At 65.4% G+C, this 23467-nt stretch carries 24 protein-coding genes and 1 other RNA gene; 17 read left to right on the plus strand and 8 right to left on the minus strand.

Annotated elements, in window-relative coordinates:
• Positions 1 to 22: 22 nt before the first annotated feature.
• From VN11_RS08810 to VN11_RS08845, 7 genes are read left to right on the plus strand one after another with little or no spacing between them, the layout of a single operon-like run.
• Positions 23 to 337 carry a phage tail assembly chaperone gene (locus VN11_RS08810; protein WP_053449472.1) on the plus strand — a complete coding sequence of 105 codons (315 nt, stop codon included), beginning with the start codon at positions 23 to 25 and terminating at the stop codon, positions 335 to 337.
• The gene (locus VN11_RS08815) at positions 337 to 3267 is read left to right on the plus strand and encodes a phage tail length tape measure family protein (protein WP_053449473.1); all 2931 of its coding nucleotides are present in this window, start codon (positions 337 to 339) and stop codon (positions 3265 to 3267) included. Before VN11_RS08810 ends, VN11_RS08815 begins: the two co-directional genes overlap by 1 nt.
• Positions 3264 to 3620: a hypothetical protein gene (locus tag VN11_RS08820; RefSeq protein WP_053449474.1), complete on the plus strand. Its 357-nt coding sequence runs from the start codon at positions 3264 to 3266 to the stop codon at positions 3618 to 3620. Before VN11_RS08815 ends, VN11_RS08820 begins: the two co-directional genes overlap by 4 nt.
• Entirely contained in the window at positions 3617 to 4078 is a 462-nt protein-coding gene (locus VN11_RS08825; RefSeq protein WP_049458474.1) for a DUF1833 family protein, read from the plus strand. The genes VN11_RS08820 and VN11_RS08825 overlap by 4 nt, the downstream gene beginning before the upstream one ends.
• The gene (locus tag VN11_RS08830; protein ID WP_053449475.1) at positions 4078 to 4473 is read left to right on the plus strand and encodes a hypothetical protein; all 396 of its coding nucleotides are present in this window, start codon (positions 4078 to 4080) and stop codon (positions 4471 to 4473) included. Before VN11_RS08825 ends, VN11_RS08830 begins: the two co-directional genes overlap by 1 nt.
• Positions 4473 to 9488 carry a host specificity factor TipJ family phage tail protein gene (locus tag VN11_RS08840; protein WP_238581868.1) on the plus strand — a complete coding sequence of 1672 codons (5016 nt, stop codon included), beginning with the start codon at positions 4473 to 4475 and terminating at the stop codon, positions 9486 to 9488. Before VN11_RS08830 ends, VN11_RS08840 begins: the two co-directional genes overlap by 1 nt.
• Position 9489: 1 nt before the next feature.
• Positions 9490 to 9849 (plus strand): hypothetical protein, encoded by a 360-nt coding sequence (locus VN11_RS08845; RefSeq protein ID WP_053449478.1) that lies wholly within the window; start codon positions 9490 to 9492, stop codon positions 9847 to 9849.
• Positions 9850 to 9902: 53 nt separating this feature from the next.
• On the opposite strand, the gene VN11_RS08850 is transcribed toward VN11_RS08845, so the two are convergent.
• Positions 9903 to 10262 (minus strand): hypothetical protein, encoded by a 360-nt coding sequence (locus VN11_RS08850; RefSeq protein ID WP_053449479.1) that lies wholly within the window; start codon positions 10260 to 10262, stop codon positions 9903 to 9905.
• Positions 10263 to 10474: 212 nt separating this feature from the next.
• On the opposite strand from VN11_RS08850, the gene VN11_RS08855 reads away from it, so the two are divergent.
• Positions 10475 to 10909 (plus strand): BLUF domain-containing protein, encoded by a 435-nt coding sequence (locus VN11_RS08855; protein ID WP_053449480.1) that lies wholly within the window; start codon positions 10475 to 10477, stop codon positions 10907 to 10909.
• 617 nt (positions 10910 to 11526) lie between these two features.
• On the opposite strand, the gene VN11_RS08860 is transcribed toward VN11_RS08855, so the two are convergent.
• Entirely contained in the window at positions 11527 to 11826 is a 300-nt protein-coding gene (locus VN11_RS08860) for a hypothetical protein (protein WP_053449481.1), read from the minus strand.
• 61 nt (positions 11827 to 11887) lie between these two features.
• Between VN11_RS08860 and VN11_RS08865 the strand changes: the two genes are divergently transcribed.
• The 4 genes from VN11_RS08865 (at position 11888) to VN11_RS08880 (ending at position 14447) form a co-directional block, all read left to right on the plus strand.
• Complete coding sequence (locus VN11_RS08865; protein ID WP_053451287.1) at positions 11888 to 12502, plus strand: hypothetical protein; 615 nt, start codon at positions 11888 to 11890, stop codon at positions 12500 to 12502.
• Between the two features lie 171 nt (positions 12503 to 12673).
• Complete coding sequence (locus tag VN11_RS08870; RefSeq protein WP_053449482.1) at positions 12674 to 13102, plus strand: BLUF domain-containing protein; 429 nt, start codon at positions 12674 to 12676, stop codon at positions 13100 to 13102.
• Positions 13103 to 13211: 109 nt separating this feature from the next.
• On the plus strand, positions 13212 to 13886 hold the full coding sequence (tmk, locus tag VN11_RS08875; RefSeq protein WP_053449483.1) for a dTMP kinase: 675 nt from the start codon (positions 13212 to 13214) through the stop codon (positions 13884 to 13886).
• Positions 13887 to 13940: 54 nt separating this feature from the next.
• Complete coding sequence (locus tag VN11_RS08880) at positions 13941 to 14447, plus strand: hypothetical protein (RefSeq protein WP_053449484.1); 507 nt, start codon at positions 13941 to 13943, stop codon at positions 14445 to 14447.
• Between the two features lie 3 nt (positions 14448 to 14450).
• Here the strand turns inward: VN11_RS08880 and VN11_RS08885 are convergent, their stop codons facing one another.
• Together VN11_RS08885 and ssrA are read right to left on the minus strand one after the other, a co-directional pair.
• Complete coding sequence (locus tag VN11_RS08885; RefSeq protein ID WP_053449485.1) at positions 14451 to 15656, minus strand: tyrosine-type recombinase/integrase; 1206 nt, start codon at positions 15654 to 15656, stop codon at positions 14451 to 14453.
• A gap of 163 nt (positions 15657 to 15819) precedes the next feature.
• Positions 15820 to 16212, minus strand: a transfer-messenger RNA (tmRNA) gene (ssrA, locus tag VN11_RS21780).
• A gap of 219 nt (positions 16213 to 16431) precedes the next feature.
• Between ssrA and VN11_RS08890 the strand changes: the two genes are divergently transcribed.
• Complete coding sequence (locus tag VN11_RS08890; protein ID WP_053449486.1) at positions 16432 to 17004, plus strand: hypothetical protein; 573 nt, start codon at positions 16432 to 16434, stop codon at positions 17002 to 17004.
• A gap of 117 nt (positions 17005 to 17121) precedes the next feature.
• On the opposite strand, the gene smpB is transcribed toward VN11_RS08890, so the two are convergent.
• On the minus strand, positions 17122 to 17625 hold the full coding sequence (gene smpB, locus VN11_RS08895; RefSeq protein ID WP_040007975.1) for an SsrA-binding protein SmpB: 504 nt from the start codon (positions 17623 to 17625) through the stop codon (positions 17122 to 17124).
• A gap of 57 nt (positions 17626 to 17682) precedes the next feature.
• Between smpB and VN11_RS08900 the strand changes: the two genes are divergently transcribed.
• Both VN11_RS08900 and VN11_RS08905 read left to right on the plus strand, forming a co-directional pair.
• The gene (locus VN11_RS08900; RefSeq protein WP_032959119.1) at positions 17683 to 18108 is read left to right on the plus strand and encodes a type II toxin-antitoxin system RatA family toxin; all 426 of its coding nucleotides are present in this window, start codon (positions 17683 to 17685) and stop codon (positions 18106 to 18108) included.
• A gap of 3 nt (positions 18109 to 18111) precedes the next feature.
• Positions 18112 to 18369 carry an RnfH family protein gene (locus VN11_RS08905; protein ID WP_008268432.1) on the plus strand — a complete coding sequence of 86 codons (258 nt, stop codon included), beginning with the start codon at positions 18112 to 18114 and terminating at the stop codon, positions 18367 to 18369.
• A gap of 36 nt (positions 18370 to 18405) precedes the next feature.
• Here VN11_RS08905 and VN11_RS08910 read toward each other — a convergent pair whose 3' ends face one another.
• The gene (locus VN11_RS08910) at positions 18406 to 18798 is read right to left on the minus strand and encodes an outer membrane protein assembly factor BamE (protein ID WP_006434042.1); all 393 of its coding nucleotides are present in this window, start codon (positions 18796 to 18798) and stop codon (positions 18406 to 18408) included.
• Positions 18799 to 18901: 103 nt separating this feature from the next.
• Here VN11_RS08910 and fur point away from each other — a divergent pair, with 103 nt between their 5' ends.
• Entirely contained in the window at positions 18902 to 19309 is a 408-nt protein-coding gene (fur, locus tag VN11_RS08915) for a ferric iron uptake transcriptional regulator (protein ID WP_005409235.1), read from the plus strand.
• A gap of 58 nt (positions 19310 to 19367) precedes the next feature.
• Here the strand turns inward: fur and VN11_RS08920 are convergent, their stop codons facing one another.
• Positions 19368 to 20612: an SGNH/GDSL hydrolase family protein gene (locus tag VN11_RS08920; RefSeq protein WP_053449487.1), complete on the minus strand. Its 1245-nt coding sequence runs from the start codon at positions 20610 to 20612 to the stop codon at positions 19368 to 19370.
• 97 nt (positions 20613 to 20709) lie between these two features.
• Here VN11_RS08920 and VN11_RS08925 point away from each other — a divergent pair, with 97 nt between their 5' ends.
• Positions 20710 to 21627: a LysR family transcriptional regulator gene (locus VN11_RS08925; RefSeq protein WP_053449488.1), complete on the plus strand. Its 918-nt coding sequence runs from the start codon at positions 20710 to 20712 to the stop codon at positions 21625 to 21627.
• Positions 21628 to 21740: 113 nt separating this feature from the next.
• Here VN11_RS08925 and recN read toward each other — a convergent pair whose 3' ends face one another.
• The gene (gene recN, locus VN11_RS08930; RefSeq protein WP_053449489.1) at positions 21741 to 23402 is read right to left on the minus strand and encodes a DNA repair protein RecN; all 1662 of its coding nucleotides are present in this window, start codon (positions 23400 to 23402) and stop codon (positions 21741 to 21743) included.
• Positions 23403 to 23467 lie beyond the last annotated feature (65 nt).

Genomic DNA, 23467 nt, shown 5'->3' on the forward strand with positions numbered 1-23467 from the left:
CTATATCGCCGTCCGCTACGACATGGCGGACGAGAACGGCGAGACCAGGCGCCAGCGCAATGCCCGCTTCGGCATCACCGAAGCACCAGAGATGGAGATCCCGGACGCGGCTGCCCACGTCTGGGGCTGGTTCTGGGAGATATCCGCCCGCCGGCACAGCGGCCCGGAAGCGTTGACGTTTGCTGACATCGGCCAATGGGCCTCCCTGCTGCAGATCGATCTGCTGCCGGAGGAGGTCCAGATGCTGATGGCGATGGACGACCAGTACCTGCGCGCGGTGCGCGAAGACCAGAAGGCCGCGCGTGAGCGGGCAATGCAGAACAATGGGAGCCCCTGATGGACATCGCCGAACTTGGCTACAAGGTCGACAGCAGCGGCCTGGTGGAGGGCACCAAGGCCCTGGACGAGAATGCCGCTGCGGCTGAGAAGGCCGGTGCTGCTGCCGAACGCCTGGAGAAGTTCCAGAAGGACACCGGAAAGTCGGCGTCCTTCTGGGCCAACGAGCAGGCCAAGATCAACGCTCGCGTGCAGGAGATGGAGCGGATCGAGCAGAGGGCTGCGGTAGCTACGCGACAGGCAGCCACCGCCACGGAAGCGCATGAGTTGAACCTGCAGCAGCTACTCGGGCAGATCAACCCGACCGTGGCGGCGCTGAACAAGCTGGCCGAACAGCAGGACCGACTCGCGCGGGCGCGGGATCTGGGGTTGCTTAAACCCCAGGTGTGGCAGCAGTACCAGGCCAACATCGACGCCACCCGCGCCTCGGTGCTCAACGCCACCGGCGCGCAGAACGGCATGGGTATGTCCGCACGGCAGCTGCAGAACAACCTGCGCATGATCCCCATGCAGGTGACCGACATCACCACTAGCCTGATCAGCGGCCAGCCGGCGTGGATGGTGGCGATCCAGCAAGGTGGACAGCTGAAGGATCAATTCGGAGGCATCGGGCCAGCCGCGCGCGCCGTGAGCGGCTATGTGCTGGGGCTCATCAACCCGCTGACGCTCACCGCGGCAGCACTGGCAGCCTTGGCTATCGCCGCAAAGCAGTCGGAAGACCAGCTGTTCGATTTCCAGAAGGCTCAGATCCTGAGCGGGCAAGGTGCCGCCATTGGCGCCGCTGGCTTCCTGGAACTGGCCAACAGCATCGATCACCTGCAGGGCGTGTCGCGAGGCGGTGCTGTGGCAGCGCTGACGGAGACAGCAAAGGCCGGTCGCTACGCCGGCGAGCAGTTCGAGATGGTGGCCGCTGCTGCTGCGCGCATGGAAGCGTCGGCCGGGCGGTCCCTCTCGGCCACGGTCAGTGCATTTGACTCCATCGCAAAGGAACCGGTGGAGGGCCTGCTGAAGCTCAACGACGCAGAGCGGTTCCTGACCGCCGCGCAGCTGCAGCGCATCACGACGCTGCGAGAGGAGGGGAGGTCGCAGGAAGCCGCCAACGAGGCGATCAGGATCTATGCCTCCCACCTGGACGACGTGGCTAACCGCACTGAGGCGGTGATGCCCGGGATGGCCAAAGGCTGGCGCGATATCAAGGCCGACGTCGAGGGCGCTTGGGGCGCGCTCGGCAACTTCACCAGTGCAGTGGTGGACCTGGCCGGAGAATGGGGTGTCCTGGCGCGGCTGCCGCGACTGAGCGACGTTCTTGGGCTCGGCCTAGCCGGTGGCACGCTGGTCAAGAACCTCGGTCTTCCGTCTCTCACCGAAGCGCTGAACGGCGCGGCTGCTCGCATGCGAGGGCTGCCGCCGCTGCCCAAGCCCATCGATGAGGGCAGCGCGTTGGATCCGCAGACCGCTCGTGACCTGGCTGCGGTGACGCAGGAGCGCGCCACGGCCGAGCAGGCTGCTGCCGAGGCCATCAATGCCCAAGTGGCAGGCCTTGATCGGGCCAGTGCCAAGGAAGCGGCTCGGCTGAAGATCATCGCCCAGTACAACAAGCTGGCCGACAGCGACGCCCGTCACTTCGATGGGTCCATGCAGCGGCTGATCGCGAAGGCCCAGGCCGACGTCGACAAGTCATTCAACCGCCGCGACGGCGTGGGTAAGCGCAACGGTGACGACAGCGCCGCGCAGAACATGCTGGCCGCAGCGCAGCGCCAGATCGAGGCCAACAAGCAGCTGGTAGAGACCGGCGTCAAGGTCACCGAGAGCGAGCGCCAGGCGATGGCGATTGAGCAGGTGCTGGCCAAGGGCAAGAACACCATGACGGCGTCCACACGGGCGCTTCTGGAGGCGGCGAGGGAGGAGCTTCTGGCATCGGGGCAGCAGTCGGCTGCGTACCTGAAGCAGAGGGAGGCAGCAGAAGCCCTTGCCCGGCAGAAGGCGATCTTGGCGCAGGCCAGCAACAACCGGGCCCGCTCGAATGAGCTGGACCTGATGGGCATGGGGCGCGGTTCGGATGCTGTAGGCATGCTGCGCCGGCAGCTGGACATCCAGCGCGAGTATCAGGACGAGCTGAAGCGCATCGGCAGCCGAGACGTGGCCGCCGACAAGGCGTCATGGGATCTGCTGGCGGCGAACGCAGCGGCGTACCGTGACAGCGAGCTGGCCAAAGAGCGAACGTTCCAGGAGCAGCGCCAGGCGGTGCTGGGTGACTGGCGTGCCGGTGTGAACCGGGTGTGGGAGGACTACGTCTTCGCCGCCCGCAACGCGATGGACCAGGCCAGCGGGGTGATGAATACCGCACTGGGCGGCTGGGAAGACATGTGGGTGCGGGTCGCTCAGACCGGAAAGCTATCCATCCGGGATATGTCCAACTCGATCATCGCGGACTTGGCTCGCATCGGGGCAAAGCAGGCGGCTGTTGGCCTGTTGGGCGGCTTGAGCGGAACTGGCCTTGGCAGGTTCCTCGGCCTGGGTGGCGGCATTGGCAGCGTAGTGAAGGAGTCGATTCCACTGCTTGGCTTCGGCGGCGGCCGGGCCCGTGGTGGCGGCGTCACCGGCGACTCTTTCTACGAAGTGGGCGAGGGCGGCCGTCCGGAGCTGTTCCAGCAGAACGGCAAGAGGTACCTGATCCCTGGCAACAACGGCCAGGTGGTGCCGGCGGCGCCAATGGCAACCGCAGGCACCCCAAACGGCAGTAGCGCCATGCGGGTGGAGATCAACAATTTCGGCAGCAACCAGGTGCGCGCCCGCGAAGAGAGCCAGCGCATGCCTGATGGAAGCGAGCTCAGGAGGCTGGTGATAGACATCGTCGGCGATAGCTTGGATGGCGGTGATCTGGCTGCTGTTGGAAAGGCGCGGTTCGGGTGGCAGGAGACTATTGGATGAGCACGTGGCCAACCGCAGCAATTCTGCGCTTCAGCGGGTTGAGCGAAGACTTTGACCCCTCGGTTGAACGGACAGAGATGGAGAGAGGTGTTCCCCGGCAGCGGGTGATCAACAGTGGGGTGATGGCAACGGTCACTGCGACTGTGCTGTTCAAGACTCCTGAAGACGTCGCCATCTTCGAGGCCTGGTACTTCAACGACATCAAGCGGATCGGCTGGTTCGACGTTGTGCATCCGCGCACCGGGCAGGTTGTGGTCGCGCGGTTCGTTGGTGGAAAGCTCGGTGCAATGTCGCCGCAGGCACCGCGCTTCCATCTTGCGCAGCGAGAGGTGGTTATGGAGTACCTGAGATGAGTAGCTTCCTTGAGCGCCGTCAGCGCACGACCGACACCGATAGCGCCTTGGCCCTGATCGAGATCAGCGCGCCGTCGTTCCCAGAGGTTCTGCGCATTGCCAACGACACGGTCGATTGGACAAGCCGTGGCCTCGTATACGTGGGCTATCCCTTTGGCTTCAAGCTGCCGGAGGACGTGAGCGGCCAGGCTCCGCGGCTCCAGCTGGTGCTGGACAACGTCGGCCGGAACATCACGGAGGACCTGGAAGGCCTGTTGCCCGGCGAGATCGTGAACGCACGGCTGATCATCACCGATCGCGCAGACCCCAACGTCATTGAGGCGGATTACGACCTTCCGATGGCACAGGTGTCGGTGAACAGCCAGACAGCGACGGGGCAATGCGGCGTCGACTACCTGACCCGTCAGCAGGCGGTGCTGCTGCGTGCCAACCCGTTCACCCTGCCGGGGATCTTCTGATGCGCCTGGCGGATGTGGAGAAGTTCGTGGGCGTGCCCTACGACGCCGATTGCTTCGACTGCGCCGACCTGGTGGTGCTGGTGCAGCTGCAACTGTTCGGACGACTGATCACGCTGCCTGGGCGTCGCCCCCGCGGTGCTCAAGGTGCGGCCGAGCTGGGAACCCTGTCGCGGCCATACGGGCATCGGCGAGACGGCCCTCCTGGAGACGGCGACCTTGTCCTGATGTTCGATCAGGGCCACCGAAACCCCGGCCATGCCGGGGTTTTCTTTTTCCTGGCCCATGAAGGTTGGGTACTCCACAGCAACGAGCGCAACGGCTGCAGCGTGCTGCACCGCGTGCGTGAACTGCCCGGCTTCGGGCTTCGGATTGAGGGCTTTTACTCATGGGTCTGATGGACGCCCCTGTCCCCGCCGGTCGCTTGATCGTCACTCCCCACCCGGTGCTGCTGGACGGGCAGCGCAACGCGCCGGTGGACCTGCGTCCGGGCGAGTCTCTCTATGCGTTCCTGATGCGCCACGTAGAAGGGCTCGACGGGCAGGCGTGGCTGGTAACAATCGGCGGTCGCCCTGTCGATCGTCATCTCTGGAGCCACGTCTATCCCAAGCACGGACAGATCATTGAGGTCCGTGGAGCAGTGGGCAAGAGCGCAGTTCGCCTGGTCGCCATGGTCGCGCTGACCTACTTTGCGTTCCAGGCGCCGATGCTGGCGGGCTGGCTGGCCAAGGCGGGCTTGTCTGGTGCTGGCCTGGCGGCTGCACGTGCGGGCGTATATCTGGCCGGCAGTCTGCTGATCAACAAAGTGCTGCAGCCCAAGCAGCCCAGCGCCGCCGCGCCCGCCGAAAGCACCTTCGCTCTGTCCGCGCCCCGCAACCGTCCACGGCCCTATGAGCCGCTGGGCCTGCTGTTGGGGTCGGTGCGCATCGCTCCGGACGTGGCGAGCCTGCCATACACGAACTACGAGGGCGATCAGCAGTTCGTCTCGCTGCTGCTGACTCCCGGCATCAACGTTGCCAGAGTGGAAGAGCTCTACAACGGGGATGCGTTGCTCTCCAGCTTCGAAGGGGTGCAGGTCTGGTACCACGGCTTCTCTGGCATGCCCGACCAGGACATCCCGATCTACAGCAACGTGGCTGTGGTCGAGGGTGGCCGGCTGCTCGACACCAGTAGCGACCCCAAGAATCGGCCGGGGCAATGGGTGCAGCGTACCGGCAGTGAGCGGACGATCCGTCTGGTGGTGGGCGTCGAGTTCCAGATCTGGGACGTGACGTCGAAGGGAAAGGAAAAGGACAACCGAGAGCAGCTTCAGGTTCAGTACCGGGCCGTCGGCACCGGCAACTGGCTGAACTTCGGCAACTACAGCGTCTCTGGCCGCACCCAGAAGACCCAGAAGCGCAGCTACACCTTGGATGTCCCCGAGGGGCAGTACGACGTGCGCGTGCGAGTTGCCGGTCAGAACACCGATGGCAGCGGCGCCCAGGCCAACTTCACCTGGACCACGCTGACCAGCGTTCGACGCGAGCCGCCGGGATATCCGGGCATTTCGCGCATCGGCATCCGTATGCGGGCCTCGGGCCAGCTCAACGGCGCGCCTGATGAGATCCGCTGTGTGGCGCACTCGGCTCCGATCCCGGTATGGAAGGGCGATGCCATCGGCTGGGTGACCGAGTCCAGCAACAATCCAGGTGCGCAGATCCTTGCCTATGCCCGAGGCTTCACTGATCCCACCGGCAAGCGCATTGCCGGGATGGGGTTGCCCGACCGCCAGATCGATGTCGAGGCTCTGAAGGCCTTCACACTACACTGCGCTGCGAACGACCTGACATACGACCATTGGTTGACTGAGGTGCGCAGCCATCAGGGCGTGCTCGACGCGATCGCGCTGGCCGGTTTCGGCCAGATCGCTTGGCCCCGCGGCCGGCTGGCTGTGGTGTGGGCAGCTGACGAACAGCCGCTGTCGGGCGTGGTCAACATGGCCACCATCAAGAAGGGGCAATTCCAGGTCGACTACACTCTGGCCAGCGCCGCCGATGGCATCGAGTACAGCTACCTCGACCGCACTACGTGGGAGGCCAAGACGCTGCGCGTGCCGGCACCGGGCGTGACGACCATGCTCAACCCGGCACAGGTATCCGGCGAGGGCGTCACCAGTGAGGCACACGCTGCACTGCTGGCACGCTGGCACCTGGCGCAGAGCCTGTATCAGTACAAGGCGATCACCTACAGCACTGATATCGAGCACATGTCCTACGGCCGCATGTCGGTGCTGGCGCTGCAGCACGACCTGACGCAATGGGGCTTCGGCGGTCAGGTCCTTTCCGCATCGATGGGGCCTGGGCGAGCCGTGACGCTGCAGCTCGACGTGCCAGTGCCTGCGCCCGCGCAGGGCAGCGCCTACATCGGCCTGCGCATCCCTGGCGAGCGGGTGTACCGCGTGCTACGGGTCGTGCCCTTCACCGGCGATAGCGACCAGCTGAAGCTGGCCGACCCGTGGCCGACCGATGCCGAGCTGCCGGGCAGCGGCAATGCCAATCCGGCCTGGGACACTATCTGGATCTACGACTTCAAGCAGACCCCGGGTTATCGCGTGCGCGTGGTCGGCGTACGGCCAGAAAGCGATCTGAAGGGCGCCGCTGTGGATGTGGTGCCCGAGAGTCAGGAGTTCTGGCACTACGTCAAAACCGGTGAGTACATTCCCCCCGGCAATGGCTCGCAGCTGCAGACGCGGCCAGTTGCCAGCAACCTGAAAATGACCGAACGACAGGTGGTGCAGGGCGACACGGTCTACACCGAGCTGCAGGCCTCGTTCGACATCTCTGGTCCGGTCGGAGACATCGTGGTGCTGAGCGACCTCGACGGCAACGCCGCGTTGGAGGAAGTCGCGCGAACCGTCACCCGTTCGGCCAGCTGGCGGATCCCTGCGGCGGGCACCTATCCAGTTACCGTGCGGCCGTACAGCCCTGACGGACTGGCGGGTGTTGCGGCCAGCCTGCTCTACAACACCATCGGCGCAGACGTGCCGCCGGTGCTGGTGGACCTGTTCGACGTGGAGGAGCTGAGCGGCGGCGTGCGCCGCTACACGTGGGGATTCCTCAGTGACACCATTCAGTCGGCAGACTTCGCCGGCGTAGAGATCCGCTACATGCCAGGCCTGATCGCTTCGCCGGCCTGGGACCAGATGACGCCTCTGGGCGATACCGGCTATCACGCTGCTGCCTTTGAGGCAGTGTTGCCGAGCTCGGGTGAATGGACGTTCGCTTGCCGATCGCGCAACACCAGCGGCGCGCTGTCCACTGGCATGCGGGTGTTGTCCCGGACGCTGGGGAACAACCTCGGCGAGCAGATGCAGGAGACCTGGGAAGAGGCGGAGCGGGCGAACCAGCGTATTGGTCAGGCCATTATCGACATGCTTGCCGGCGACGTGGCCGCGGTGAACGAGGCGGTGGGCAAGGCGCGTCAGTACACTGACGCCCAGGTCGCCGCACTCAACGGCATCCTGGAGGACATTGTTGGCGCCGACGAATGGGCGGCCGGCGCGACCTATCCGGCCGGTGACTTCGTGCGCCGCGCTGGGACGCTGTACCGGGCGCTGGCCGAGAACGTCGACGTGGAGCCAGGCACCAATCCCGCTGTGTGGGAGGCTATCGGCGACTACACCTCGGTGGGCGATGCGCTGGCGGCGGCGATCAGCATGTCCACGAAGAACGCCAGCGACATTGCGGCGGAGGCCAGGCGCACAGATGCCGTGGTGGCGTTGATGCCGGCCGATGGGGGCCAGGCCGCCAGTGCGGGGCAGGTGGCCAGCCAGGTGACCGCTTTGGCGCAGGCGGACGCCGCCCTGGGGCTGCGCCTGGACAACACCAACGCGGCCTTGGGCGACAAGGCAAGCACGGCCAGCGTTAATGCAGTCGAGCAGGCCAGTGTCAGCCGAGACAGCGCGCTGGGCGAGCGGATCAACACGACCAATGCGGCGTTGGAGGGAAAGGCGTCGGCTGCGGGGCTCCAGCAGCTGGCCAGCCAGGTCAGCAACCTCGGCGACTCGGTGACGGCCAACAGTTCAGCCATCACCCATCTCTCGGTGGGGATGAACCCCAACCCGAACATGCTGAAGAACCCCAGCTGGCGCAATGGGCTTACGGGTTGGGGCGGCACGCCGAACAACGGTCTTCCGTTGACCAGCGCCTCCCACGGACCGTTCCTGGCAATCTTTGCGGCCAGTGTGAGCGATAGCTGCTACCAGTACGTGCAGGATCCGACGCCCGGCGTTCACTACCTGTCCGGCGAGGTGTTCCGCAATGGTCTGGCCGGCAATGCTCGTCTGGTGCTCAGTGCGTACAACGCAGCGGGCCTAATCGGCTCGGTCACCGCGATGTCCGATCGTTCTAAGCTGGGGGTTTGGCAGCCGCTTAGCGTTCCAATCGACGTGCCGCAGGGCACTACGAGGCTTCTCGCTGGCGTAGTGTGCGAGGGAACGGATGATATTTCATCATTCAGGCGGCTGAAACTGGAGCGCGGCACCGGGGCAACACCATGGAGCGACGAGGTCACCACCGCTGATACGGCCAGCGCGATGCAGTCCATGGAAGTGCGGGCGACGACGCTGGAGAACGGCCAGGCGGCCCTGCTCGCCAGTTATACCTGGGCGCTGGATGTCAACGGGCGGGCCATTGGCATGACGTCGGTCAACAACGGCACCATCGGTCGGATCGACTTCGTTGCTGATCGATTGGGCATCGTTGATCCGAACAACACCGGGAGCACGACGTTCGAAGGCGGCCGCTGGATCACCCGCTCCGGGGCCTACATGATGGTGCACGGCAAGCCGTTCGGCGTGTCCAGCGACCTGATGTGGTGGATCGGCGTGGGTTCCGACCCGGCCAATGCCAGCAAGGCGAACGCGCTGTTCTGGATCGACAACCAGGGCAATGGCTACTTCGGTGGCAGTCTGTCGGCTGGCGTGCTCAAGAACGCTGTGCAGACCACTTCGACCAACGGCAACGCTGAGATCGTCAACGGGCCGTTCTCCACCCTGGGGCGCGCCAAGAGCGTCGTGGTCAGCTACGACATGACCAAGACCGACACCGCGAACACTGGCCGGTGGACCGGGGTTTCCGGGCCGGTGAACGCCACCATCGCGATCTACCGGAAGGTGGGTGCCGGCGCGGAGCAGTTCATTACCAACTTCAACGTCACGGGCAGCTACGAGGTCCTGAACGAGCAAGGCGGCCCCTCGCAGTTGACCTCGCGCATGGCGGGTTCGCATACCTTCACCGACAACACCCCGGGCACCGAGCAGTTTACCTACCGGGCCATCATCGTCACCCGCAACGTGGCCACGGGCACGGCGAGCGGCGGTACGGTCGGTGTGGTGATCAATCAGACGCTGGGCATCATTTCCGTGGAGCAATGAGATGTCACCGATTCTTTCCGATAGCAACAACAACCGGGTCGAGATGTTGGCGACCCGAATCGATGTGCAGTGGGACTTCCGGGACAATGACGGCCCGGTGCTGTTCTTCTTCGATCGCGTGGACTGGAACCCGGGCACGGGTCAGGTCAACACCCGCAGCTACGACCGCACGGTGCGCGCTCCGATCCGTGACCTGTTGGCGGGCGAGTACACCTTCGCCCACCCGCTTACCGGCGAACAGATCACCGAGCCTGGCTGGAAGCTGATGGCGCTGATCAAGGCTGCGACGGATCGAGTGTGGGAGTCGGAGAGTTCGCCTGCGCCGGAGATCGTCGGGCCGCTGGATGAGGGCGGGGGGTGACGGCTAAGCCCTCACGCCCACCGGCTGCTGCTGCGGCCAAGTGGCTCGACGTGTTACTCCGCGCAGATGTTGAGGGTGTCGATGATCTGCCCAGCGACCTCTGCATCTGCGCAAAGGAAGAAGACGGCGTCCTTCTCCGCTGCTTCAGAAAGAAAGTGGTGGACAGTGATCAGAGCGGCCGTCGTGTTTCGCACGAACACCTCGTGGCACTGCGAAAGCCGAACGTGCGCAAGCTGTGCGGCAAGCGCCTGCTTGGTTGCGCGGATCTCGGTACTTTTGTCGCTCTCAATCCGCCCAGGCAGGCCAACTCCGCAACCGGTATAGACACATTTGTCCTTGAACCTGGTTTTCCAGACGAACTGAGGGGAGTTGGGCTCGAAGGGCGGCGCGTGTAATGGACTGCTCTTGATCATTCAGGGGCGACAGTGTCATGGCTGATCGCGTCCTGCGAGGTACGCGCGGCGGCTTGATGCAGCTCACGGCCGCTCAGTCTTGAGTGGTGTGCGGAGCGTAGTTCTGCAAGCGTGCAAATCCCGTGACTGTGCACCGCTTGTTGCTTTGCTTCCTGCACGCGCTGAGCACATGTCTGGGCATACGCTCGCCTCTGAATTCGAGGTTGTGCCGCATGCTGAAGTGTTCAGTTGTGTTTGTAAGCTCTGCTGTCGAAGAGGTGGGTGAAAGCCGGCTTGCCGACCTAATGGCTGCTGGGGCCAGGTTCAACGAGGTGTGTGGATCGCGAGCGGTTGTGTGCTTCGATGGACGCCGCTTCTTTACCTACCTCGAGGGAACCGCCAGTTCGGTAGCTGCGACTTTGGTCTACATCGAATCATTGGCCATCCACTCAGAACTTGTGCAGCTCGCTCGAGGGACTGTTCAGCAGCTCCGCTTCCCGGAACAGCCATTACTATTCATGCGGGTGACCGCCTCTCAGCTTAAGTCCTTGGTCCGCGCCGACTGGACCAACTTCTCCCAGCGGCTGAAAGGCCGGTTTGATCCCGTTACCGGCATGGAGCAACTCGCCGATCTGGTTGCGCAATGCCGCGAGGCGGCGGCAGCCTGAATTGCTGCGGCTCCCCCGGAGATTGCCCCTTGTGCTGTCCTCGGGTGTATAAGCGATCAAGGGCAGTAGGGAACAGATCGATGCGCTTTGAGTTCACGCATACACACATCTATCCCGGGGCTACCGCCGATCTCTCTGGCAGTCTCCCGGCAACTGACGGTGAGACCACGTGCTTGGTGGAGTTGAGTGATGGCGTCGTCCTCTCGACCAGTTGCTCTGTGAGGGGGGAAGAGGTTCTTCTTTCAATGCCGGAGTACCTCACAGCTCGTGGCGCGAAGATACCCGCAAAGACGTGGGCGCTACGCAGGGACGTTGAGACAGGAGCATGGCGGGCGAAATCCCGGGTCAACACCTAGACTGAGGGTGTCACCTTGGATGATTCTCGCATCACTAGGCGACAGTTATCCTGTGAACCCCACACCGAGAAGTCCAGATGCACGAGTTTCAAGATTGGATATTCAGCGCCAGGGGAAGAACCATAACGGCCAGGGTCCAGGTGGATGGCCGCGGGGGAGGCACCATTACGCGGTTTGAGGCTAGGCCTGGCCCGTCGCAAAACGGCCTTTCGATCAAAGTGGACTCCCAGCAGGAGGGCGCGGCCGAACTTGAGCGAATCCTTACTGGTCTACTGGGCGCTGATTGGTAGCCCTAGGGTCGATAGAGGAAATCTGATCGGTCAGCATCCGAAGAGACTGCTGAAGGGCAGCGGTGAAAACTGGGCCGTCGCTGCCGGCATGCACATCGGCTGCCTCTACCAGCATCAGGTTCCACACGCGGGCCAGTGATCGCGGATCATTGTGGGTGGCGATCGAGGCGCCAAGCGCGTATTCCATTGCCTTGAGGTAGGCCCGATGGGCTTCTAAGTCGACCTCGCACGCGCGCAGTCGCTCAGCAATTTGCTCCAAGGTGGGTGTCATAGTGGGCTCGACTTGCGCATGAATAGGATGGATAGTCCGTGTGGGCCACCGGGCGTACACAATGAGCATCCTCAACGTTTTGCTGCGTGCTGACCAGCTCCTCGTTGCTGTTGACACTTTGGCAGAGGATGCCCAGACCGGTGCCCATTCCTCTGGCGCGAAGTTGCTGCTGATTCCGCAGCACAACCTTGTGATGGCCGCACGCGGCTCCACGCAGTTCTTCCTTCGCATCTATGAGCTGGCTCTGCAGGCGAGCTTCCGTGCTGATTTCACGATGGAGCAGCTTTCCTCCGAGTTGGGCCTGGTAGTGGATCAACTGTGGCCGAATTACGTGAGGGCGGCAGCCGAGGCTCGCTTGCCGATCGAAAAGCTTGGGACCGAACTGGTGCTGGGTGGCTGGTCGCCGAAGAGAGGGCGGATGGTGGCCACAGCCTATGCGAAGAGCGACAGCTCCAAGCCAACGATAGTGCAGCCCCTCGATGGGGGCTTGGCTTCTCCAGGGGAACCACTGGCCGGCAGGCCGGATAGCTTCGCCCCAGCCGACGTTCTTGCGGCTGGCAAGGTCCAGGCTACATGGCTCAATGAACGGGTAGGGCGACAGGTAGCTGGAGGCCGGCTGTTGGCTGGGTTCCTGGAAAAGGGGCAGGCGGTGGTTAAGGATCTCGGGCAGATCTAACGATCATGCCCGTGTTTGACGGATCGGCCACCCCTGGGCGGAGGGTAGCCCGGCCGGCGCAACTCGCGGGGCGTAGAATCTGCCGGAAATGTGACGGCGATCTGGCGGCCTCTACGCGGTCCTTACGGCGTCGGTTCTACGCTCGGCCTCCCGTGGAGGCAGGAGAGAGCCATGCCCAACAGGGCTGTTGTATTTGTCAGTGAAGCTGCCAGCGACCTGACCATGGCGCAGCTGTCCAGGATCATGGCGAACGCAGAGCGGTTCAACCGCACGGCTGGAGTCACCGGGGTAACGTTGTTTGATGGAAGCAGGTTCCTCTCCTACATGGAGGGTCCTCAGGACGGTCTGGATGTGGCCTTCTCCAGAGCTACAGGGGCAACCAGCCATTCAAACCTGATCGAGATTGCGCGTGGGCGGGTGGGGCAGCGCAGGCTTCCATACTGGCCAATGCGCTGCATCCCCTTGGCACCGCCAGGGCTGGTGCAGCTGGTGCGAGCCGACTGGACTGGCTTCCTACAGAGGGGAGGCGATCAAGCTGCTCCAGCCACCGCGATGGAGCTGCTGGTGGCACTGGTCGAACCCTTCGCCGAGGCTGCCTGAGCGGCGAGGCGCCGGCGGAAACGTGTCAAGACTGGCCCTTTGGCACCTGTCCGCGTTAGCATCCCGTCCCCCTCTGGCGGTGCCGGGGCAATTGGATACACTACCCCGCATGACGAGCATCACCATCCCCGGTGGCCTGCTGGTTGCCATCGAGGGAATCGATGGGGCCGGCAAGTCGACGTTGGCCAAAGGCCTGACCGAGCGGCTTCGCGCCCATGGCGTGGCCGTTTCGACCAGTAAAGAGCCAACCAATGGTCCTTGGGGCACCAAGCTTCGTCAGTCCGCTGAATCGGGTCGCCTCAGCCCGGAGCAGGAGGTTGAGTACCTACTGGCTGACCGCCGCGATCACGTCGAGCAGTTCATCGAGCCGGCTCTCAAGCGCGGAGAGGTGGTGATACTCGACCGCTACTTCCCTTCGATGGTTGCCTACCAAGGTGCCGCTGGGCTTCCGGTTGAGGACCTTTCGAAGGCCAACGACTTCGCGCCGCGACCGCATCTGATGCTGCTGCTCGATGTCGAGCCGGCCACTGGCCTGGAACGTATTCGCGCACGTGGCGATAGGCCAAACCACTTCGAGAACGAAGAGAATCTGGCGCTGTGCCGGGAGATTTTCCTGGGCATGAGCGAGCGCACGAAGTGTGTGATCGACGCCTCGAAGTCGGAGGCTGATGTGCTGGAAGACTCCTATGCCCAGCTCATCCGCCAGTTCGCCCAGAACATTGGTGGCCTGTCGCTGGAGAACATCGAGAAGGTCGGAACCCTCATGGAAGGGCGCCTGGCTTAATCAGGTTAGGATTCAATCGCAGTATCTGCGACGCCCGGCCGTATCCTTTCGGCCATGCTTTCTTCGCACGGCTACCAAGGTTTTAGTTCCGCCCCGATCCCCGCTGGCTGGGTCCAGATGGGGGACAGCTGGGTGCTGTGGTGGAGCGGGCGGCAGATCGCCAACGTCTCGGCGGCCAAGGATGGTGGCGGGCGCGTCCGCCTGGACGCCAGGAAGATGTGGCAGGTCAAAGAAGCCCGCGCCGCCAGCATCGCTCAGGGCAAGCGCTACGCCGAGCGCTGGTGCGCAGCCAGGCTCTACCCAGAGATGCGCCTGCGCTCCGCTGTGGCGCGACTGCTGGACACGACCCCGGCCGAGCCCCTCGAACCGCTTCCCGGCCTGCCGCCGACCCGCGAGCAGCAACAACAGGCCTTGCGCCTGGCTGAGGCAACGGCCAACGCCACTGCGTGGGTCAAGGAAGCGTTGGAGCCGCCCAAGCCGACGGCGACGAAGCCGCGGCCGAGGGACGCCCGCAAGGCGTGGGTGAGGGCAGGGCTGCAGCAGATGCGGCGGGGCGTGTAGGCGTCAGGCCACCCGCAGCTGCACCACGTTGCCGTCGCGCAGCCGGTCCAGGTAGTCCGCCCATTCCTGCATCATCCGGATCCGTTCATCGAGATGGGTCGTGCGGTTGTAGGCGCGTCCGTTCGGGTCGCGCACGGCATGCGCCAGCTGGTGCTCGATGATGTCCGGGCGGAAGCCCAGCACCTCGTCCAGCAGCGTGCGCGCGGTGGCTCGGAAGCCGTGACCCGTCACCGTATCCTTGTCGTAGCCCATGGCGCGTAGCGCGGCCAGCACCGCTACCTCTGACATCGGTCGATCCTTCTTGCCCCGGGCGGGGAACACGTACTTTCCCGACTCGGTGTAGGGCTTCAGTTCGCGCAGGATCTCAACCGCCTGGCGCGCCAGCGGCACGATGTGAGGCTGCCGCATCTTCATGCGTGCTGCCGGAATCGACCACAAGCCGGCATCCAGATCCATCTCAGCCCATTCGGCCTGCCGTAGCTCCCCTGGGCGCACGAACAGCATGGGCGCCAGCTTGAGCGCTGTGCTGACGATGCCGGCGCCACGGTAGGCGTGCAGGGCACGCAGCAGCCCGCCCAGCTGGACCGGGTCTACCACTGCAGCGTGGTTCCGTTCCGGGGGCGGGACCAGGGCGCCGCGTAGATCCGCGACCGGGTTCCGCTCGGCTCGGTCGGTCGCCACGGCATAGCGCATGACCTGACCACAGTTCTGCATGACGCGGTGCGCGGACTCGAACGCCTGGCGCTCCTCCATCTTCCTGGCGATCTTCAGAAAGTCGGAGGCCTTCAGGTCCGCAGCGCGCAGCTTCCCGATCTGGGGGAAGACGTCATTCTCGAACCACGCCTCGACCTTCTTGTTATACGTTGGCACCCAAGGGCGGGCCGTCAGCCACTCCCGGGCAATCGCCTCGAAGCTGGAGGCAGCATCCACGACGGCGGCCGTTGCCGCCGCCTTCTTCTGCTCGCCGGGATCCACGCCACTGCGCAGGAGGCGCCGGGCGTCGTCTCGCGCGTCTCTGGCATTGGCCAGGGTCACGTCCGGGTACAGGCCCAGCGCCAGCACCTTTTCCTTCCCCCCGAAGCGGTACTTCCAGCGCCAGCTCTTGGCGCCGGCCACGGTGATGTAGAGGTAGAGGCCACCAGCATCGGACAGCTTCTGTGGCTTGTCGGCTGGCTTCGCGCGGCGGATCGCGACGTCGGTCAGGGGCATGGGGGTATCGGCTTTTCGTGGGCGGTGCGATACCCCTAGATATACCCCCACCGTCTCATAGCCTGCAACGGAACGGCATGGACAAGGGTGGAAAACGAAAAAGCCGGAACCCCTTATTTGACGAGGGATTCCGGCTTTTCGTGGACCCTTGCGGACCCGGTATTGGTGGAGGTGGGCGGAATTGAACCGCCGTCCGAAGGCACTCCATCCCCAGCACTACATGCTTAGCTCGCCGTTAAATCTCGTCCCCGAACAGCACGGCGTGCAAAGCGCATCCGGGAACCAGCCTGTTGTGTTCTAGTGCCGGACTGACAGGCAGCCGCCCAGCGCGATTCCATGATAATGACTCTACGCTGCGAGCATGGACACAAGCAGTTTCGAGGCTCCGCCTAAGTCGGCAGAAGGTCACGCACCGCAGTTTTTAGGCTGCGAGAGCGACCGGAGCGTAGTTGTCGTCGTTGGCAACTAGAGTTTTGCAGCTGGATTTACGAGGAAAGCTACCCCCTCGGCATGCGCCAGGCGACTTCACAACCCCCGTCGAAACCAATGCACCCCCGGTTTCTACAGTGCTGCAAGGTACAGGGCCAATTCCGTGTCGCCACGGTCAGGGCCTGCCCAACGTTGGCAATGCTACGGCAAAACAGCTGAACAGTCACCTTGGCAATCCTCAGGAAGTTGTAGTGCGGCTGGCATAGCGGATTGGTAACTTCATTGGCACGAATTTGCGACACACTGGCGACGACCATCCAGGCTAGAGCAGACACGGAGACGGTGGGTGACTGAGGCAAGCCAACAACGCAGCCTGCGACAGCTGGTCGGACCGGTCGGTGCCGATTATCAGCGGCGCGCGCTGCCCCCCGGCTGGGTCTGGGCGCTGCTGGGGCTGCTGCTCGCAGCCACCTGGCTGACCGAGCTGCCGGCAACGGCGGCGGCGGCGCTGGTGGCCAGCGCGGTGGTGGTGCACTGGGCGCAGCGCGGTCGCATCCATTGGTTGGGGTGGCGGCTGCCGGGCCTGGCGGTGCTGGCGGCCCTGCTGTGGGGGCCGGAGGTGTTGTCGCAGTGGTTCGAGCACGGCCTGGCCGTGGTGCTGATGTCGCTGGCCAGTTTGAGCATCGGCGTGCATGTGTGGCAGTCGAGGCAGGTCGCCAGGCAGCTGCAGGTCGCGGCCGACGCGCTGGACGATGCGCAGTTGCTGGCGCTGCTGCCACCCGATGCGGCGCAGCTGGCACAGCGGTGGCGCGCGGGCGATGAGCGCCACGCGCCGGAACTGGCGGTGGTGATGCACCTGGCGGTGATGCACGCGGCGCTGGTACCGCGGATGCGGAAGCTGGGCGCGCTGGCCGGTTGAGCCGCTTGTAGAGTCGAGCCTGCTCGACTGATTCTTGTCCAAGCCGAGCATGGCCCGGCTCTACAGAAGGCCAAAGCAGTCGAGCAAGCTCGACTCTACAGGGGCATGCGCAACCGCTTACGCGTCGCGGTTGCCGCGACGCATCACGCGCTGCTTCTCGATCGCCCAGTCGCGGTCCTTGGCGGCATCGCGCTTGTCGTGGGTCTGCTTGCCCTTGGCCAGCGCGACTTCGAGCTTGATCTTGTTCTTGCTCCAGTACATCGCGGTGGGCACGATCGTGTAGCCATCGCGCTCGACCTTGCCAACCAGCTTGTCGATCTCGCTCCGGTGCAGCAGCAGCTTGCGCTCGCGCCGGTCGTTGGCCACCACATGGGTCGAGGCCTGGATCAACGGGGTGATCTGCGCGCCGATCAGGAAGATCTCTCCATCCTTGACGTAGGCGTAGGCGTCGACGATGTTGCCGCGGCCGGCACGGATCGATTTCACTTCCCAGCCCTGCAGGGCCAGGCCGGCTTCGAAGCGATCCTCGATGTGGTACTCGTGGCGGGCACGCTTGTTCAGCGCGATGGTCTTGTTGGCCGTCGCGCTCTTTGCTTTATCCTTGCCGCTGTTCTTGCTCATTTCCGTATTGTCTCCGATTCGGGCCCGCCCGGTCGATTGCCGAAACGTCCTGTATTCATGCCTACTATCCGCCGCAGCGCCCTGGTCGAACATTCGGCCGCGCGCATGTTCGACCTGGTCAACGATGTCCAGGCCTATCCGCGCCGTTTCCGCTGGTGTTCGGCCGCCCAGATCCTGGAGCAGGGCGAAGACCGGCTGGTGGCGCGCCTGGACCTGGGCCTGGGCTCGTTCAGCACCTGGTTCCAGACCGAAAACACCCTGCAGCGCCCGCACAGCATCGACATGCAGCTGCGCGATGGCCCGTTCAAGCAACTGCACGGCCGCTGGGAATTCCATGCGCTGGCCGAAGATGCCTGCAAGGTCACCCTGACCCTGGAGTTCGAGCCCAGTTCGCGCCTGCTGGGCCCGGCCCTGGCGATCGGCTTCCAGGGGCTGGCCGATCGGATGGTCAACGATTTCGTCCGCGTCGCCGACGAGGGCTGAGCGATGATCGAGGTCGAGGTGGTGCTGGCCTGGCCGCAGCGGGTGCTGTCGCGCCGGCTGCAGCTGGAAGAGGGCGCGACCGTGGCCGATGCCATTGCCGCCGCCGCGCTGGACGGCACTGCCGGATGCCCGGCAGTGGCGGTGCATGGCGTGCTGGCGCGCCCGCAGCAGGTGTTGCAGGAAGGCGACCGCATCGAGCTGCTACGCCCGTTGCTGGCCGACCCCAAGGACAACCGCCGGCGGCGCGCGCTCGGCGGTTGATGCCCGCGACCCGTCCGAGTGGACGGGCAGGGCGCCTCAGCGGCCCTTCTTCTTCTTGTCCTTCGGCAGGTTGCGGCCGAACTGGCGCACGGTCTGCTGGGCCAGGGCCTTGTCGTTGCCCGGGAAGTAGTCGCCTTCCCAGCGGGTCACGGTGTCGTTGTCGAAGAACACGACGAAATTCTTCACCTCGGTACGGCCCAGGCGGTTCACGCGCTGGCTGGAGGTGTAGTCCCAGCGCTGGGCGTGGAACGGGTCGGGGATGGACGGGGTGCCCAGCAGCGCGGTGACCTGCTGCTTGCTCTGCCCGACCTGCAGCTTGGCCACGGCATCTTCCCGGATCAGGTTGCCCTGATAGATGGGTTGCTTGTAGATGATGCCGCACCCGGTGGTGGACAGGGCGACGGCGGCGACCAACAGGAGATTGCGCATCGGGACTGGCGGTTGGGGAAATCAAACCGATGATACACTCCCGGCGTGCCACCGCGACCCAATCCGAGGCAGCTGGCGCTAAATCGCCAATGAACGGAGACCTATGGAAACCCACGACCTGCGTAAAGTCGGCCTGAAGGTGACCCATCCGCGGATGCGGATCCTGGCGCTGCTCGAGCAGCGCAATGCCCAGCACCACATGACCGCCGAAGACATCTACCGCCAGCTGCTGGAGCATGGTGACGAGATCGGCCTGGCCACGGTCTACCGGGTGCTGACCCAGTTCGAGGCTGCCGGCCTCGTGCTCAAGCACAATTTCGAAGGCGGCCAGGCCGTCTACGAGCTGGACCGCGGCGGCCACCACGACCACATGGTCGACGTGGACAGCGGCAAGATCATCGAGTTTGAAAGCCACGAGATCGAAGAGCTGCAGCGCAAGATCGCGGCCGATCACGGCTACGAGCTGGAAGAGCACTCGCTGGTGCTGTACGTGCGCAAGAAGCGCAAGTAAGCCGTTCCGGCCAGCCGGACGCGACAGAACCCCGGGCTTGCCCGGGGTTTTTCGTTGTTCACAGTAGATCCACGCCATGCGTGGACGGCCCCATCAGCACCTCCAGATCCACCGCCTCGGCCATCGCCTGGTTGCCGGCATCGCCCGGATGCAGGTGGTCGCCGGAGTCGTAGGCGGCGGCCATCCGTGACGGATCGGCCGGGTCGCGCAGGGCCGTGTCCAGATCGATCACCGCGTCGAACGGGCTGCGTGTGCGCAGCCAGGTGTTGAGCTGTTGGCGCAGCGCCTCCTTGCCGGGCTGGTAGTAGTCGTCCAGCGGCGTGCCGGGCAGGGCGCCGGCGAAGGGCGGCAGGGTGGCGCCCAGGATGCGCAGTCCGCGCCGATGGGCCTGTTCGGCCAGCGCCCGATAGCCGTCCTGCAGCTCGGCCAGCGTAGGACGCGCCTGTTGCCGGACGAAGGCGGTGCCGGGCCAGCTGATGTCGTTGATGCCGATCAGCACGATCACGCTGGCCACGCCGGGCTGATCCAATGCATCGCGCTGCAGGCGGGCCAGAACCGACTCGCCCATGCCGTCACGCAGCAGCCGGCCGCCGGAGATGCCAGCGTTGACCACCGCGACGCCTCGGGGTGCCAGCCGCGCGGCCAGATGGTCGGTCCAGCGCTGGTCCTGGTCGAGGCTGGCGGTGGCGCCGTCAGTGATCGAGTCGCCGATCACCACCACGCTGCGTGCGCCGGGTGCGGCCTCGACTTCAATCCCGGTCAGGAACAGGCGTGCGGTGGTGGGGGTGGCTCGATCCAGGTCGCGCGCCAGGCTCTGGTTGCCGCCGGCGATCCAACTGGTCTGGCGGCCGTCCCAGTGGAAGGTCTGCAGCGGCGTCGGCCCCGGCACGAAAACGCTGACCTGCAGGGCCTGCTGATTGCCGGTGGGCAGTGCCAGCGGATCGCTCAGCCGTTCCTGGCCCGCGCCGATCAGCACGCCGGGCTGGCCGTCGAAGTGGAGCGGCCGTGGTGCCGCGCCCGGTCGTGCGGCCACGCTGGCCGCTCCTATCCGCAGCGGCTGCGTGCCGTAGGCATTGCTCAACCTTACCCGCAGGCGCGGCCCGCCCAGGCTGATGCGCGCGGCCTGGCGGAAGGTCTGGTCGTGCAGCGATGCCGGGATCAGGGCCGGGAACAGGAAGTCTGCGCCCCACACCGGTTGCGGGCTGGCCTGCCAGCTGGCCACCCAGTGCGGGGCAGGGGTTGCGCTGGCGGCGCCGGACAGGGCGAGCAGGGTGCTTGCAGCGAGCTTGCGGAGGCGGTCCATGGAGCGATTCCGGGGAAAGGAGCCGCCATGGTGATTCCGCCCTCATCTGTGAACTAGACTGCGCATGGACAATCATCTGTGAACTGGATTCATCGCCATGGCGCGACCCGACATCAACCGATCCGGCGAACTGGAAGTCTTCGTGCGGGTGATCGAGACCGGTGGCTTTTCCGCGGCCGCCCGCACCCTGGACATGACCCCGTCGGCGGTCAGCAAGCTGGTGGCGCGGCTGGAACAGCGGCTGGGCACCCGCCTGCTGCAGCGGTCCACCCGCCAGCTGCAGCTGACCCCGGAAGGCTGCGCGTTCTACGAGCGCGGCCTGCGCGTGCTGGCCGACCTGGAGGAAGCCGAACGCTGTGCCAGCGCCCACGCCGAGCCGCGCGGGCGGCTGCGGGTCAATTCCAACGTGCCGTTCGGCCAGCACTTCCTGTTGCCGCTGCTGCCGGCGTTCCTCGAGCGCAACCCGCAGGTGGGGGTGGACGTGACCCTCAATGACGAAGTGATCGACCTGCTTGAGCAGCGCACCGACGTGGCGGTGCGCGCCGGCCCGCTGAAGAGTTCCAGCCTGGTGGCGCGGCGATTGGGCGCGACGCGGATGATGATCGTGGCCGCACCGGCCTACGCGCAGCGGCACGGCCTGCCGGCCAGCGTCGAGGAGCTGCAGGCGCACAACCGCCTGGACATCGGCCATGCGCGGGCGATGCAGGGCTGGCCGCTGCTGCAGGACGGTCGTGAGCGCATGCTGCTGCCCAGCGGCAACGCCCGTGCCAGCAATGGCGATGCGCTGCGCCAACTGGTGCTGGGCGGGCTGGGCATGGCGCGGCTGGCCGCGTTCCAGGTGCAGGCCGACATCGCCGCCGGGCGGCTGCTGCCGGTGCTGGAAGAGGCCAATCCCGGTGACCTGGAGGAGGTGCACGCGGTGTTCCTGGGGCAGGGCGGCTACCTGCCGCTGCGAGTGCGCGCGTTCCTCGATTTCCTGGTGGAAAACGTCGATCTGACGCAGCCACGGGGGTAGTGCCGGCCGCTGGCCGGCAACCTCACGATCTTCTTCCACACAGGTCCGGTTGCCGGCCAGCGGCCGGCACTACCTGTAGATCCACGCCATGCGTGGATGAACGCGTACGCGCGTCAGACCTGCAGCAGCTTGCGGGCGGCGGCGCGCGCTTCCTTGCTCACTTCCACGCCGCCGAGCATGCGCGCCAGTTCTTCCTCGCGTGCCTTGCTGTCCAGCTTCTCCACCGCACTCTGGGTCATGCCTTCCACCGGCGCCTTGCTCACCCGGTAATGCGCGTGGCCCTTGGAGGCGACCTGCGGCAGGTGGGTCACGCACAACACCTGGCGCTTCTCGCCCAGCGCGCGCAGCTTCTGGCCGACGATGTCGGCCACCGCGCCGCCGATGCCGGAGTCGACTTCGTCGAATACCATGGTCGGCACCGCATCCAGGTCCAGCGCCGCCACTTCGATGGCCAGCGAGATGCGCGACAGTTCACCGCCCGAGGCGACCTTGCGCAGGGCGCGCGGCGGCTGGCCGGCGTTGGCCGCGACCAGGAACTCCACGCGCTCGGCACCCTGCGGATCGGGTTTGCCGTTGTCCTGCGGCTCCAGTTCGATCAGGAACTGGCCGCCGCCCATGCCCAGCTCGGCGATGATGCCGGTGGTGGTGGCCGACAGTTCGGCGGCGGCACCGCGACGGCTGGCGGTCAGTACTTCGGCCTGTACGCGCCAGGCGGCGGCGGCCTTGTCGATCTCGCCGGCCAGGCGCTGCAGGCGCTCGTCGGCGCCGCGCAACTGTTCCACTTCGGCATGCATGCGTTCGCGCTGCGCGCCCAGCTCGTCCATCGGCACGCGATGCTTGCGCGCCAGGTCGTGCAGGCGGCCGAGGCGCCGCTCGTTCTCTTCGAACTGCTCGGGGTCGGCGTCGAGGTCGTCATGCACGCGGTCCAGCAGCGAAAGGGCTTCGTGCAGCTGGATCGAGGCATTCTCGATCAGGCCGTCCACCTCGCCCAGGCGCGGGTCATGTTCGATCAGGCGCGACAGCTCGTGGCGCACCTGCTGCAGCAGGTCCAGCGCGGAACTGCCGTCGTCGCCGTTGAGCTGGTTGCTGGCTGCCTGGCAGGCGGTCAGCAGGGCGCTGGCATGGGCCTGGCGGCGGTGGCTGGCGCCGAGCGCGGCGATCGACTCCGGTTCCAGGTCCTCGCGGTCCAGTTCGCGCAGCTGGTGCTCCAGGAAGCCGATCCGGTCACTCACGTCGCCCTGTTGCGACAGCGCCAGTGATTCGTCGACCAGTGCCTGCCACGCGGCGGCGGCGCGGCGCACCTGGCGGCGCGCGTCCTCGTTGCGGGCGTAGGCATCGAGCAGGGCCAGCTGCGACGGACGGGTCAGCAACGCCTGTTGTTCATGCTGGCCATGGATCTCCACCAGCAGCGCGGCCAGGTCGGCCAGCTGTGCGAGGGTCACCGGGCGGCCATTGATCCAGGACCGCGAGCCGCCGTCGGCACGGATCACGCGGCGCAGCTGGCACTGATCTTCATCGTCCAGCTCGTTGTCGGCCAGCCACTGGCGCGCGGCCTGCAGCTGGTCCAGCGCGAACTCGGCGGAAAGCTCGGCGCGGGCCGCGCCATGGCGGACCACGCCGCTGTCGGCGCGCAGGCCGGACAGGAAGCCCAGCGCGTCGACCATCAGCGACTTGCCGGCGCCGGTCTCGCCCGAAACCACGGTCATGCCGGGCCCGAACTCCAGTTCGGTGGCGCGGACGACGGCGAAATCCTTGATCGAAAGATGTCTGAGCATGGGTAAGAGGTATCAGCAGCCGCGCAACGCTAGCACGCGGGCGAGGGAGGTCCAATGACTTGCCA

It is taken from the genome of Stenotrophomonas maltophilia (assembly GCF_001274595.1).
GTDB lineage: Bacteria > Pseudomonadota > Gammaproteobacteria > Xanthomonadales > Xanthomonadaceae > Stenotrophomonas > Stenotrophomonas forensis.

Bases quoted from the DNA above. Each gene is read 5' to 3' on its own strand.
- VN11_RS08810 (WP_053449472.1), top strand. From the start codon at position 23: ATGGCGGACGAGAACGGCGAGACCAGGCGCCAGCGCAATGCCCGCTTC.
- VN11_RS08815 (WP_053449473.1), top strand. From the start codon at position 337: ATGGACATCGCCGAACTTGGCTACAAGGTCGACAGCAGCGGCCTGGTG.
- VN11_RS08820 (WP_053449474.1), top strand. From the start codon at position 3,264: ATGAGCACGTGGCCAACCGCAGCAATTCTGCGCTTCAGCGGGTTGAGC.
- VN11_RS08825 (WP_049458474.1), top strand. From the start codon at position 3,617: ATGAGTAGCTTCCTTGAGCGCCGTCAGCGCACGACCGACACCGATAGC.
- VN11_RS08830 (WP_053449475.1), top strand. From the start codon at position 4,078: ATGCGCCTGGCGGATGTGGAGAAGTTCGTGGGCGTGCCCTACGACGCC.
- VN11_RS08840 (WP_238581868.1), top strand. From the start codon at position 4,473: ATGGACGCCCCTGTCCCCGCCGGTCGCTTGATCGTCACTCCCCACCCG.
- VN11_RS08845 (WP_053449478.1), top strand. From the start codon at position 9,490: ATGTCACCGATTCTTTCCGATAGCAACAACAACCGGGTCGAGATGTTG.
- VN11_RS08850 (WP_053449479.1), bottom strand. From the start codon at position 10,262: ATGATCAAGAGCAGTCCATTACACGCGCCGCCCTTCGAGCCCAACTCC.
- VN11_RS08855 (WP_053449480.1), top strand. From the start codon at position 10,475: ATGCTGAAGTGTTCAGTTGTGTTTGTAAGCTCTGCTGTCGAAGAGGTG.
- VN11_RS08860 (WP_053449481.1), bottom strand. From the start codon at position 11,826: ATGACACCCACCTTGGAGCAAATTGCTGAGCGACTGCGCGCGTGCGAG.
- VN11_RS08865 (WP_053451287.1), top strand. From the start codon at position 11,888: ATGAGCATCCTCAACGTTTTGCTGCGTGCTGACCAGCTCCTCGTTGCT.
- VN11_RS08870 (WP_053449482.1), top strand. From the start codon at position 12,674: ATGCCCAACAGGGCTGTTGTATTTGTCAGTGAAGCTGCCAGCGACCTG.
- tmk (WP_053449483.1), top strand. From the start codon at position 13,212: ATGACGAGCATCACCATCCCCGGTGGCCTGCTGGTTGCCATCGAGGGA.
- VN11_RS08880 (WP_053449484.1), top strand. From the start codon at position 13,941: ATGCTTTCTTCGCACGGCTACCAAGGTTTTAGTTCCGCCCCGATCCCC.
- VN11_RS08885 (WP_053449485.1), bottom strand. From the start codon at position 15,656: ATGCCCCTGACCGACGTCGCGATCCGCCGCGCGAAGCCAGCCGACAAG.
- smpB (WP_040007975.1), bottom strand. From the start codon at position 17,625: ATGAGCAAGAACAGCGGCAAGGATAAAGCAAAGAGCGCGACGGCCAAC.
- VN11_RS08900 (WP_032959119.1), top strand. From the start codon at position 17,683: ATGCCTACTATCCGCCGCAGCGCCCTGGTCGAACATTCGGCCGCGCGC.
- VN11_RS08905 (WP_008268432.1), top strand. From the start codon at position 18,112: ATGATCGAGGTCGAGGTGGTGCTGGCCTGGCCGCAGCGGGTGCTGTCG.
- VN11_RS08910 (WP_006434042.1), bottom strand. From the start codon at position 18,798: ATGCGCAATCTCCTGTTGGTCGCCGCCGTCGCCCTGTCCACCACCGGG.
- fur (WP_005409235.1), top strand. From the start codon at position 18,902: ATGGAAACCCACGACCTGCGTAAAGTCGGCCTGAAGGTGACCCATCCG.
- VN11_RS08920 (WP_053449487.1), bottom strand. From the start codon at position 20,612: ATGGACCGCCTCCGCAAGCTCGCTGCAAGCACCCTGCTCGCCCTGTCC.
- VN11_RS08925 (WP_053449488.1), top strand. From the start codon at position 20,710: ATGGCGCGACCCGACATCAACCGATCCGGCGAACTGGAAGTCTTCGTG.
- recN (WP_053449489.1), bottom strand. From the start codon at position 23,402: ATGCTCAGACATCTTTCGATCAAGGATTTCGCCGTCGTCCGCGCCACC.